General features: G+C 44.9%; 9 protein-coding genes. 2 read left to right on the forward strand and 7 right to left on the reverse strand.

Going from position 1 to position 12,411, the window contains the following annotated elements; genetic code table 11:
- Window positions 1-37: 37 nt before the first annotated feature.
- The 3 genes from BMY78_RS13685 to pdxS all read right to left on the reverse strand — a co-directional run bounded on the left by BMY78_RS13685 (window position 38) and on the right by pdxS (window position 3,224).
- On the reverse strand, window positions 38-1,336 hold the full coding sequence (locus BMY78_RS13685; RefSeq protein ID WP_090899417.1) for a GHKL domain-containing protein: 1,299 nt from the start codon (window positions 1,334-1,336) through the stop codon (window positions 38-40).
- A 1-nt stretch (window position 1,337) separates the two neighbouring features.
- Window positions 1,338-2,078 (reverse strand): LytR/AlgR family response regulator transcription factor, encoded by a 741-nt coding sequence (locus tag BMY78_RS13690; RefSeq protein ID WP_090899420.1) that lies wholly within the window; start codon window positions 2,076-2,078, stop codon window positions 1,338-1,340.
- A gap of 261 nt (window positions 2,079-2,339) precedes the next feature.
- Window positions 2,340-3,224 carry a pyridoxal 5'-phosphate synthase lyase subunit PdxS gene (pdxS, locus tag BMY78_RS13695; protein WP_218152282.1) on the reverse strand — a complete coding sequence of 295 codons (885 nt, stop codon included), beginning with the start codon at window positions 3,222-3,224 and terminating at the stop codon, window positions 2,340-2,342.
- Window positions 3,225-3,356: 132 nt separating this feature from the next.
- On the opposite strand from pdxS, the gene BMY78_RS13700 reads away from it, so the two are divergent.
- Window positions 3,357-4,847 (forward strand): MocR-like pyridoxine biosynthesis transcription factor PdxR, encoded by a 1,491-nt coding sequence (locus BMY78_RS13700; RefSeq protein WP_090899426.1) that lies wholly within the window; start codon window positions 3,357-3,359, stop codon window positions 4,845-4,847.
- Between the two features lie 744 nt (window positions 4,848-5,591).
- On the opposite strand, the gene BMY78_RS13705 is transcribed toward BMY78_RS13700, so the two are convergent.
- From BMY78_RS13705 to BMY78_RS13720, 4 genes are all read right to left on the reverse strand, one after another.
- On the reverse strand, window positions 5,592-6,830 hold the full coding sequence (locus BMY78_RS13705) for a DUF418 domain-containing protein (protein ID WP_090899427.1): 1,239 nt from the start codon (window positions 6,828-6,830) through the stop codon (window positions 5,592-5,594).
- 218 nt (window positions 6,831-7,048) lie between these two features.
- The gene (locus BMY78_RS13710; RefSeq protein WP_090899429.1) at window positions 7,049-8,317 is read right to left on the reverse strand and encodes a cytosine deaminase; all 1,269 of its coding nucleotides are present in this window, start codon (window positions 8,315-8,317) and stop codon (window positions 7,049-7,051) included.
- Window positions 8,286-9,566, reverse strand: coding sequence for a cytosine permease (gene codB / locus BMY78_RS13715; protein ID WP_090899432.1), 1,281 nt, complete (start codon window positions 9,564-9,566; stop codon window positions 8,286-8,288). Before codB ends, BMY78_RS13710 begins: the two co-directional genes overlap by 32 nt.
- A gap of 407 nt (window positions 9,567-9,973) precedes the next feature.
- Window positions 9,974-11,380 (reverse strand): family 4 glycosyl hydrolase, encoded by a 1,407-nt coding sequence (locus BMY78_RS13720; RefSeq protein WP_090899435.1) that lies wholly within the window; start codon window positions 11,378-11,380, stop codon window positions 9,974-9,976.
- A 177-nt stretch (window positions 11,381-11,557) separates the two neighbouring features.
- Here BMY78_RS13720 and BMY78_RS13725 point away from each other — a divergent pair, with 177 nt between their 5' ends.
- Window positions 11,558-12,406, forward strand: a complete 849-nt coding sequence (locus tag BMY78_RS13725) for a helix-turn-helix transcriptional regulator (protein ID WP_090902434.1) — start codon at window positions 11,558-11,560, stop codon at window positions 12,404-12,406.
- Window positions 12,407-12,411: the final 5 nt, after the last annotated feature.

Here is a 12,411-nt window from a genome sequence, read left to right on the forward strand (position 1 = left end):
ACCCTGAATGGAAAAAAACAATCCCCGAACGGTATGTTCAGTGACTGCTCATGTCAAAAGGAAGCACGACCATGTTATTAAACGTCCGATGTTGATTCTCAATACTCATATGTCCACCATACTTTTCGCACATTCTCGAAATGTTGGTTAGGCCGATCCCATGATACTCCGGGTTGGGCTTCTCACTCTTGAGGTGAGTCACTTTCTGCTCCACCTGATTCAGAATCTGGATTACAAGTGCAGACGCCGTGGAGTGAATTGCGACCAGGATGTATCGGTCTTCGGCATGTCTGACTTTCTTGGAAGCTTCGATGGCATTATCCAACATATTGCCGAGCACAACACACAGATCATAACGGTCAATATGGATATGTTGTGAATGAAGTTGAATACGGGTGTCGATTTTGATCCCGTTGGCCTGCCCCAATGCAATCGTATTCGTAACAAGAGCATCAATAACAAGATTGCCGGAATTTACCCGTTGGTACGCTCCTTCAATCTTATTCAGCGTGAGTTTAATATGATCGCCTGCCGCATCAAGCTTGTTTTGCTTAATACACTCCTCAATGTACAGGAACTGCTGATTGATATCATGGATGATGTTTTTTACATTTTTGAAACTGTGCACTGTTTTCTCATAGTTGGCATCCTGGTAATCCATCTGACGCTGTAATTGAGCATTTTCATTCGCGAGCTGAACCTTTTCCACCATATTATCGAATACATAAACAATGAACACATTAAGAAAAAGGGAGCCCAGCACGGAAACGACATAGTATATGTTTTTTTCACTATAAGTCGAGGCTACATTGATCTGATAGATCGTAATGGTGGGAACGATCAGAAACAAGAGATAATAACGATAATGCATAGCGAAACTTCTCCGTTTGGCAATCAAACGCACAATCTGAATAACAATGAACATAATACTGCAACCAAGCAATACTACTTTGGAGAACACCCAATGATAATCCACGTTGAAATGATCCCATATACTATAATCCGTAGAATCGATCGCACTCATAATATATACGGCAATGTAATTTACCGTTGTGAGCAGTACAGCATAGAGGATGGTAAAAGCCAGTTTTATGATGAATTCTACCTCATAGGATTGTGCCAGGCTGAAGATGAGTAACAAAGCAAAAGCGGACGATACGACAGGTGAAAATGATGATACCCAATAGAAATATCCCAGTACAATAAATATAATGAAATAAATTACTCTGTATGGCTTTCGTCTGGACTTGCCCAGCACGGAATTGAAATAAAAATTCACCTGGAATGCCATAAGTAAAGGAACGACGAAGACAGACAAGTTTACATACATATCCATATCACTGAATCCTCATGATCATATATTTGGTATAAGCATCCTTGACTTCCTTGACTTTGGAGCGGCCTATGGGCAATTCTGTTCCATTTAACATAACGACCTGGGTACCGGCAAACTTCTGAACATGCAGCAGGTTGATGATAATCGATCGATGAATTTGCAAGAAACCATGATCTTTCAAAGCTGCAGCGTAACCGGATAGGATGCCTTTGCTTTCATACGCATTATCCTGAGTCACAAATTTTAATTTGTTCTTGATCGTCAAACTCTTCATGACCTCAATCCAGAGAATATCATCGTATTTCAACAGAAACTCTTCATAGTCTGACTTAATCAGTACATACTTTTTGTCCAACGCTTTGAAATATTGGCACAGCTTGATCATTTTCTCCTCGAAGATCTGCGGCAGGATTGGTTTGATCAGATATTGAAAAGTAACCACATCAAAGCTCTCCACCATATACTCGGGATAGCTGGTCAGAAACATGATTTGCACGTCCAGATACTTCATCTTCCTGATTTCTTTGGCTGTCTGGATTCCGTTCATTCCGCTCATCTCCACATCCATGATGAGGATATGAAACGTGTCCCCAACGTTTTTATAATGTGAGACGAGCTGCTCACCTGATGCAAATAATGTAATCTGAAAATCAATATTCGTTTTTAGAGATAAGGAGATAAGCATCGTTTTCACAAGTTCTCTTTGGTTCTCCTCGTCATCACAGATTGCAACATTGAACATGTTTGAACATCCGCCTTTCATTGACATCGACGCTGAATTTCACTCTCAAATATACTATTTTATCACAGGTTTAAGGGCTTAATTGAGATGAAACGCATGATTCAGACCCTAAAATGCACAAAAAAACCGTTAACCTTTTCAGATTAACGGTCTAGCTGTTCAATAGTTTCGAGCACTTATTTCTGCTTCTCAAGCTCAATGCTCATCTACAGCGCTGTGCAGCATCATAACACTACTTTACATCCGCTGTTCTATTCACACTTACCAACCGCGGTTGGACATGCGCTCCTCTGGAGACAATTTAGAAATTTCAATGCCTTTCATTGGAGCGCCCAAGTTTTTGGATACTTCAGCAATCAATTTGTAATCCGTGTAATGTGTTGTAGCTTCAACGATTGCACGAGCGAATTTCTCAGGGTTATCTGATTTGAAAATACCGGACCCTACAAACACACCGTCTGCGCCCAGATGCATCATTAGTGCTGCGTCTGCCGGAGTGGCTACACCGCCTGCTGCAAAGTTAACGACAGGAAGTTTTCCATTTTCATGAACATCGCGCAGTAATTCATAAGCTACGCCCAGATTTTTTGCTTCAGCGTATAACTCGTCCTTGGACATGTTTTTCACTTTGCGGATCTGGCTGTTAATCAGACGCATATGACGAACTGCCTCAACGATGTTGCCCGTTCCAGGTTCACCTTTGGTACGAATCATCGATGCGCCTTCGCCAATACGACGCAGTGCTTCTCCCAAATCTTTGGCTCCACATACAAAGGGTACAGTGAACTCCTGTTTATCGATGTGGAACACTTCGTCTGCAGGCGTAAGAACTTCACTTTCATCGAGGTAATCCACACCTAGGGATTCAAGCACCTTGGCCTCTATGTAATGACCGATCCGCGCCTTGGCCATAACCGGAATAGAAACAACCTTCATAACCTCTTCCACGATGGTTGGATCTGCCATGCGAGCTACACCGCCAGCTGCGCGAATATCGGAGGGAACCCGTTCAAGAGCCATAACAGCCGTTGCACCCGCCGCTTCAGCGATTTTAGCTTGCTCTGCATTCATGACGTCCATGATGACGCCGCCTTTTTGCATCTCAGCCATTCCTCTTTTTACACGATCTGTACCTGTTTGCATGATTGTATTCCTCCTATTTAACTTTATTGTTTCACTTCAACCTATGATTTAGTATAAAATGATAATGGACAACTAAAAAGATCCAATAATTTCGGTTTTTATTGTACCACTTATCAAATAACCTCTGGAGGGCATATGCAATTTCATGTAGCTTACACTTCATATTTGAACCGAAAATATACCAAGATGAAGGCTCTTTATCAAGCAATTCGTGATGCTATTCAAGAAGGTAACCTGGTGCATGGCGAGAAGTTACCATCTACACGAGAGTTAGCTGCGACGTATCACATTTCCCGCGGAACAGTGAATCAGGTGTATGATACGTTGACTGCTCAAGGTTATATTCATTCCGAGCATGGGAGAGGAACCTTTGTTGCTTATCAGTTGGATTTAAGCAATGATGCGTCCACCGAGAAAGCATGCACCCATCACTTATCAGCCTGGGGGAATCGTATTCAGCAGTTTGAACAGCAGACCACTCAAAGGAATTCACAAACCAATGCACAAGCAAGTGATTCCAGAAAAGAAAGCGACGACGTGATTGACTTTAGCAAATACCAGCCTGATTTATCCAAATTCCCTTACGATGAATGGAACAATCGATTGTATGCAGAGATCCGAAATCGCGAGCATCACACGAAAACAACCTCTGCTCTAGTTAGTTCAACCGGAGATCCGAAATTGAGAGAAGCCATTGCGGCCTACCTTCGGAGAATGCGGGGGATTCAAGTCGATGCAGATCATATTGCAGTGACTGCCGGTTCTATGCAAGCTATAGCTCTACTCACTCAATTACTTGCAGATCCCGGGGATCATGTAGTGACGGAAAGTCCTTGTTACATCGGGATTTCTAAAGCCATTGTGGCTGCGGGTGCAAAGTTGATTGAAGCCAATCTCGATGGTCAAGGCGTTGTTCCTCAAAACTGGGAAGCACGTATGTTGTTTGTGACGCCGTCACGACAATTTCCTACTGGCGAGATGCTCAGCCTTGAACGCAGACAAACCTTGCTGGACTGGGCACATCGTCAGGATGCCATGATTGTCGAGGATGATTATGATAGTGAATTCCGATATCGTGGAATGCATGTTGAACCGCTAAAAACACTGGATAAAGCGGGGCGCGTAATCTACCTGGGCAGCTTCACCAAAACCTTGCCTTTAGAAGTAAGGCTTGGCTATGTGGTTCTTCCCCCCACTTTGGCAGACACCTTTCGAAAAGCACAGGCATTATACGAGCCTAGACCCGTCAATCTGATCGAGCAGCGCGCATTAGCTGCATTTATGACAAGCGGCCAATATGAGCGTCATCTGCGTAGGATGAATCGTTTGTACAGCCGCAAATTTCATCTGTTACTCAAACTTTTGAACCAACAACTCTCAACATGGTTTGACTGGGTGGAAAATGAAGCCGGTCTGCACGTGTTTGGCTGGTGGCGAGGTGATGCATCCACTTATGAAGTCTTTCGTTCAGCGGCTAGATCGGAAGGGGTTATATACTCAGAGGTCAGCAGTTCAACGTCTGACGGTACGAAGTATGGTATCTATTTATCATTTGCACATTTGTCAGATGTTCAATTACAGGCAGGCGTATCCAAATTAAAAAATGCTGTCAAAGCTGCATTGTAAGGAACCTCGTTTCAAAAATGCAGTACAAGAAGATCAGCATTTGTTAGAAGGAGCATTGTCGAGCTTTTCAAGTTTTCCGAATTGGAGAGGCAACTGCCAAAAGGACCTCTGCCCCTCCCTTTAACTTCAGCTAGTCGGGCATGAGCTCACTATGTTACAACCATTGCCCTCCTAGCTGAATACAAAAGATGCCCTCAAATGGTTTACTGTTCTTTTCGTTTAAAACACATCTTTCCAACTAAAAGTCCCATACCAGATGAACATATAAGATATCCAAAGAACAAGAAAAGTAAATAAACACCATGAAGATCTTCAGGAATCTGTTTTAAGCCTTCAAACCAAGCAAAACGAAAAGGATATAGGATTGCTACCCAAATGATCAGCAATAATAGAAGAAAATTAATTATTTTTAGCACAATAACGATCCTTTCAAGTCCGAGTGGAAACAGTCGGATGTATACGCTGCATCTTTCATTTCGTATACCTTAACGCTGCCCGCACTATAATAGTTAGCTTATGTATTAGACTCGCTACATTCTGAATGGGCAAAATGTGAGGTTCACGTGTGGTCAAGATGTCAGAAATCTAAGGAACCTGAGACACTATATCGGGATGTATCGCCTTTTAGAGCGTTGTTGAGACATACTTTAGGGTTCATGCTTTGGTCGATGATTGCTGCGGCACAAAGGTACCCTTCTTTTAACAGAAAGGCCCTCTTTGTGTATTTGTAGCAACGTTTTATGCTCAGTGCACTCTAGGAGCACTATCTTGCAAATTCGTGTTCGATCTTTTCTTCTTTCTTGGCTGTCCTTTCCAAGATAGATATGTCCAGATTCGAAGGAGATACTCGACTGGCCCACTGCTAAATTTCTTAAGATATAACGGACTGAGCCATAATTGAGTACCATAGACAGCAAGTGCAATAACTGCTCCAATGATTACACCAGCACGCCCAAACAGACCTAGACCGTAACCATAAAAAATAGTCGTACAGATGACACTCTGCATCAGGTAATTCGTCAGTGAGAGACGGCCGACCGCCTCAAACCTGCGCATCAGGCTATAACGGCGACTTCCTGCGTATAACATTGCAAATGCGTAAATGTATCCGAGTGCAAGCAACATTCCCCCGAGTGTCCCGCCGATTCCGATTCCGGGCCATCCTTCCGCACCAAATTGTGGCGCCAACACACCGTATGCTTTGAGTATCAAACCAACTGGAATCAAGAACGAGGCACGACGTAAATACATATGCCTCATTGCCTGAGGATCGCTAAACGTGCCCATTCTTGCAGCGTGCATACCAAGCAAAAACATCGGTACCGTCATTAGCGGGGCTAATACCAGGGCCAACAAGGCAAATGACACATCCAAATCCCCACCGAATGGATCGCCGTTATTGCTGAAATCCCTGATCTCCTCGTAGTTGCCATTACCGTATACATCCTGACTTTGAATGATGTAGTTCTTCATATGAGTGGATTCAATAGATAGCGGATTCATTGGATTGGATGCCGGCAAACCTAGCAGCCCTGCTCCGACAAGTAGCAGTACCGCCCAAATGAGCAGCGTTTTTGGCTTTCGATTCAGGAACATCAGCAGAAAGAAACCGAGTACACCGTAAAACGATAAAATGTCCCCTTCCCAAAGATAGGTTATGTGCAGCAATCCGATACCAAACAGTAGTAGAAAACGCCGGGCAAGATGACACTTTGGTCGTAAATCTCGCGATTGAAGGCTTTCTGACAGTTTGATCATACCGAAGCCGAACATGAAGGCAAAGATCGCCATAAAACTACCTACCACAATAATCTGCAGAAACGAGAGAAATGCCTGGTCTACACCACCGATCCCGAATAGTTGGGGTTTACTCTGGCCGAACATTCCGTATTGGAAAGCCAGCATATTCGCCAACACGATACCGGCCAGACTGAATCCGCGCAGTCCATCAATTAATTGGATGCGCTTTTTTGATGTGCTCAATCAATCACCTCTGTCTATAGCATAAAGATCAATCCTAAATATACGTTAAATCTTTCCAAAATTTCAACTATAACTATGTTACGAACTCCAGTACTTTAGATTCGAAGCCATCCCAGTTTGTATCATGTCCTCCATTTGATTTCCCTCTAATTACACCTCATCTTCTAAACTAAAAAAGCCGCTAAAATAGCGACTTTTAATGGGTTATATTTTCTTCATTATTTATTGAAAGTAACCTTCTCTGTGCCGCTCTCCAAAATGATGGACATATCTCGCGGTTTTGTTTCCGCGATTTTGCGTCCACCTCTGTACGAGTAGAGTACACCAGCCTGCTTGCGAACAGCCTCGTATTCGTTCTCTGCTTCAAGAACGATGAAGTTGGCAGGTTTCCCTTCTTCAATGCCGTATACATCCTCGATGTGCAACGTTCTTGCGCTGTTTTTCGTAATGAGATCAACTGAATTCACGATTTGATCATAGCCCAGCAACTGCGAAGCATGAATACCCATGTGCAGTACTTGGAGCATGTTGCCCGTTCCTAGCGGATACCATGGATCAAAAATGTCATCATGACCAAAACACACGTTAAGACCAGCTTCCTGCAGCTCTTTGACGCGAGTCAGACCTCTTCTTTTTGGATACGTGTCGAAGCGTCCTTGCAGGTGAATGTTGACCAACGGATTGGAAACGAAATTGAGGTCAGCCATCTTCAGCAATCTGAACAATTTGTACGTATATGCGTCATTATAAGACCCCATCGCCGTCGTGTGACTTGCCGTTGTGCGAGAGCCCAGTCCTCGTTCGTAGGCTTCCTTCGCGACGACTTCCACAAAGCGGGATTGCTCGTCATCGATCTCGTCGCAATGGATGTCGATTAGACGGTCGTATTTTTCAGCAAGGTCAAAGGCAACCTTCATCGAATCCACGCCGTATTCTCTTGTGAATTCGAAGTGCGGAATGCCGCCGACCACGTCAACGCCCATTTTCAGTGACTCTTCCAGCAGTTCTGCACCGTTCGGGTAGGAATGAATACCTTCCTGCGGGAAAGCCACAAGCTGGATGTCGATGTAGGGTGCCATCTCTTCTTTTACCTCAAGCATCGCTTTGACTGCCGTCAAGCTTGGATCTGTAACGTCCACATGTGTCCGCACATGTTGGATTCCTTGCGCCAACTGCCATTTCAGTGCTGTTTTGGAGCGGGTTTTAACATCTTCATGCGTCAAGAATGCTTTGCGTTCCGACCAGCGCTGAATGCCTTCAAACAGCGTTCCGCTCAAATTCCACTCCGGCTCGCCAGCCGTTAACGTTGTATCCAGATGGATGTGAGGCTCAATGAACGGCGGCAGTACAAGTGAACCGTTGACGTCAAGTACTTCCTCATTTGCAGTAGCCTGCTGCTCACGCGTAATTTGTTCGAACTTCCCGTCCTTCACGACGATATTCCATAGACCTTCTTTACCCCGCAATTTTGCGTTCGTTATAATCATTTATTTTCCCCTTTTCTAGGTTGGATTCTTTGTTAGGAACGATCAGCATCAACACGATGTAGGCCACCGCCGTACCGAGCAGTGCATTCAGTGGTGTTACTCCTGGAGCCAGCTGGGCAAACGCAACGCCGATGGCCCAAGCCACCATCGCTACCCAGTTTACCGTTTTGAAACTCATCTCGGCAAACGGTTTATAGTTTCTGCGCTTCACGAAGAAGTAGTCCGCGATGATGATCGCCCCAATGGATGGTACCGCTGCACCCAGCACATTCAGGAAGCTGACGAAATTGTTGTACATCCACATGGCAAATACAGTACCCACAATACCGTTTACGATGACGAAGAACTTTTTCGAAATTTTAGTGATGTTGGCAAAACCTAATCCGGAGGCGTACAAGGCATTATCGTTGGTTGTCCAGATATTGAGTCCAAGAACGATGATTGCGGGAATGAGCAAGCCTTGCAGGAACATAACCTCCGAGATATCAGCCAGGTTATAAGCCATTGCACCAACTGCCCCGAACAGGAACATTAGCGAGTTACCCAGGAAGAAGGCAATCACCGTTGCGGTAACCGCCTGCTTGGACGTCTGGGAAAACCGGGCAAAATCGGGCGTCAGCGTTCCGCCACTAATGAATGATCCGATACAAATGGTTAATGCTGCTGCCGCGGTGAGTGTCTCTGTCGGCGTGTAATCAAGCAACCCTTGCAAACCTCCCAGCGATCCTGCCCCTTCGAACATGGAGTAACCGCCGAGAATAGCAATTGCCGGAACCGCAATATAACCCAAGATAACAAGCGACTTCATACCGAAGATGGCTGATGCCGTCATAGCAAGACCAAACAGAAAGATCAGCAGATACACGTTCCAATCCATCGCTTTGGCAACCGGAATTGCGAACATGGCCACGCCTACCCCGAACCATCCGACCTGTGTAAAGCCCAGCAGGAACGATGGCAGGTACGATCCTTTCGCACCAAACGCATATTTAGCAAGTAAATGTGTGGAAAGGCCCGTCTTGGCAGCGATATGCGCCAGTGCTCCTGTATAGATGCCGAGCACCAGATTGCCGGCCAGCACGATGCCAATGAACTCGATGAACGTCAAGCTGACTCCAAGCGTCCCCCCTGCCAGCATGCTTGCCGAGAAGAAGGTGAAACCCAGCATGACGGACAACGTCTTCCAAAATTGGTTTCTCTGCGATTTTGGCACCTCTTGCCATGAAAACTCTTGATCTTGTTTACTCATCAGAATACCTCCAGCTTAAAGTGTATCTGATACCAAAAAAAGCAGAAAAAAGAGGCTACTCGTCAAGTTACGTACTGACAAGTAGCCTCTTTTTGCATCATAATCCGCGCGAAGACGCAGAGCATCCCTGAGGGGATATGCCCTGATTCCCGCGTGATTATAAAATCCGCTGCCCTTGCCAGCCTCTCTGGACTGAATTAAAGGTACCAGTATTCAATTACGTTTATTATTTTAGAAAAAGCCGCACATGTCAATGTAATTATTATCCAATGGTTATAAATCGCTGATACAATATGCTTTTTTTATTCTTCTTTATCTTTTAAATGAAATAGGATTTCATAATAAAACCAAAGACCACGTTAATCCTTCTGAAGGAAACTACGTGGTCTTATATCGTTATCTATCTATTAGCTATACTGCAGTCTGTCCTTGTACCACACGTCAGGAATCATATCACGCTCCAGTTCCAGCAATTCATGAATGATTTTGTCCGCGTCACTGATGGAATTCACGAGTGGATCGGTGAGCATCGCCCTTCTCAGCTTCTCGTAGCTCTGTTCCAGAACTGCTTCAACCGTCAGCTCATGTGTATCCAGTACAAGTTCTTGCATACCTCTTACACCGCGCGGCATCTCGCCTACATGAACTGGCTTTACCCCATCCATGCCCACGTCGCACAGCACTTCCAGGAATGAATCGGCATTCATATTGGTTACCGCGCCTTGATTAAGCGTATTGATAAAAAATTTCTTCCCCAAATTTCCTACCATGTTCTCAATGATATCCGTCGCATGATCCGGGCCAAAAGTGCTCATATAATCGGCAATCGGGATAGTTCCCGTAAGAAAGTCATCGACCTGACTCCACATTTCGTCGTGACGCTGATACCTGTCCTCTGTCTCCCAGATGGATAATGGCGGAATCGTGTCTGTAGACTTGCCGAGACCTTGCCAATACCGAACGTATTCCTTCGTATGCGCCGTGCACGTGGGGATAATTCCAAAAATATCATACAGTTCATAGGTAATCGCATCGTTAAAAATAGCTTTTGCGCCGCGATCACCGCCGTTGTTCTCATCACCTGCCATTTTGCGCATAGCTTCCGCGATTAGGGGCATCACATTTTTTCCTTCGAATTCCGCTTTAAGCAGCCAAGTAAAATGATTGACACCAGCGATGCGGAAATCGAATTTCCGGTCAATCTCACGGGTGAACTCATCTGTCTTTTCGATGATTCCGGCTCTTACAGCATAATAGGCTTTCTTATGCGGCATATGATGACTATCGCACAGCGCAAACGATTTGAGCTTCGGCGCATAGCGATGTAACGCGATGCCATGAACGGTAGACGGGTTAATATAATTAATCACCCAGGCATCAGGACACAGCTCCTCAATATCTTTGGCGCATTCCATAATAACTGGCAGTTCCCTCATCGCGCGAAAGATTCCACCCGGTCCAATGGTATCGCCGGAACACATGCGAATGCCGTACTTTAGAGAGACTTGGCAGTCAATTCCCCGGTATTTGACCGATTGCTCTGCAAAGCTAAGCACAACGAAGTCAGCTCCCGGCAGCACTTGTCTTCGGTCCACCGAGCCCTCAATCTTTAAGGATACGTTGTTCTCCCGGGCGACCATCTCTGCCAGTGTTACCATTTTCGAGAGCCGTTCCTCGTCCGTATCCACTAAGGCCAAAGTTCCCTGGTTCAAGTATGTTGAGTGAACCATCTGCCAGATGGATTGACGACCGAAAAACAGGCTGCCTGCTCCAATTACGACGACCTTTGGGTGCTGTATGTTTGTACCATTCATTACGAACCCCTCCTCTTCACGATATAAGTTCATTATAGGGGAGTGGCCTGAAATCGGAATGTGTGATAGTTTTCAATACATGTCATATGGTACGATGAATAACAAGAGATAAAGCCTTGTTTATATTAGTTATAAATCGAAGTATGTCATAAAGTGGAGAGGATTGAATTGAATCCAATGCATACAGGGACTGTAAATATGAGTATAATCGATGAACTTTCGGAATATATCACACTTCGCATGAGCTCTTATTTGGAACAAACTCATGACAGCCATTGGGTTGAGCACAAGTCACATTCCGATTATGATCTGTGGTTCATTACAGCAGGCTCCATCAAGATTATCATTGACGGGATCGAACATATAGCTGACCCGGGTGACGTTGTATTTTTTTATCCAGATATGCCCTATCTTGCTTCCACGACTGAAGAGTGCCGATTCATATACATGCACTTTGATTTCAGCATTGCTGAGCAAAAGCGAATTCTGGGCGAGTTTCAACTGCCGGGCATCGTACCAGGCAACCTTATTCGGGAGGAATCAACGCTGTTCACCTCGTCCTATCGAAGGTTCAAGCAGAACAGCGGCGCTGCCGGAAGTCCACTCTACTTGAAGGCTTCTCTACTACTGGTGATTGCCAAAATTCTGGAGCTTCACGGGCATGGTCTATATAACGGTGAATTTCTAAAAGACCGAAAACCGAGGAAAACGGAAGGAAGTCTGGAGGTTCTGCAGAACGTATTCCCATACGTGGATGCGAATCTGCATCGTGTCATCCGAGTTAACGAGCTTGCGGCCATTGCAGGTGTCTCTGAGAAATATTTTATTTCATTGTTCAAGAAAATTTTGGGTATTACGCCGGGACAGTACATCAATCAAATCAAGATGAACCGGGCACGTGACTATCTGTATGAGAAAAAATATACGATCCAGCAAATTGCCGGATTTCTGGGCTATCCCGATCCCTTCACCTTCTCCAAGGCATTTAAAAAATTTTACAACGTGCCTCCTTCCAAATTCGAATAGAGTGT

Origin of the sequence: Paenibacillus sp. OK076 (assembly GCF_900110055.1) — a bacterium.
GTDB lineage: Bacteria > Bacillota > Bacilli > Paenibacillales > Paenibacillaceae > Paenibacillus.

Excerpts from the sequence above, each read along its gene's own strand:
- BMY78_RS13725 (WP_090902434.1), top strand. The coding sequence starts at position 11,558 with ATGCATACAGGGACTGTAAATATGAGTATAATCGATGAACTTTCGGAA.
- BMY78_RS13720 (WP_090899435.1), bottom strand. The coding sequence starts at position 11,380 with ATGAATGGTACAAACATACAGCACCCAAAGGTCGTCGTAATTGGAGCA.
- BMY78_RS13700 (WP_090899426.1), top strand. The coding sequence starts at position 3,357 with ATGCAATTTCATGTAGCTTACACTTCATATTTGAACCGAAAATATACC.
- codB (WP_090899432.1), bottom strand. The coding sequence starts at position 9,566 with ATGAGTAAACAAGATCAAGAGTTTTCATGGCAAGAGGTGCCAAAATCG.
- BMY78_RS13710 (WP_090899429.1), bottom strand. The coding sequence starts at position 8,317 with ATGATTATAACGAACGCAAAATTGCGGGGTAAAGAAGGTCTATGGAAT.
- BMY78_RS13690 (WP_090899420.1), bottom strand. The coding sequence starts at position 2,078 with ATGTTCAATGTTGCAATCTGTGATGACGAGGAGAACCAAAGAGAACTT.
- BMY78_RS13685 (WP_090899417.1), bottom strand. The coding sequence starts at position 1,336 with ATGGATATGTATGTAAACTTGTCTGTCTTCGTCGTTCCTTTACTTATG.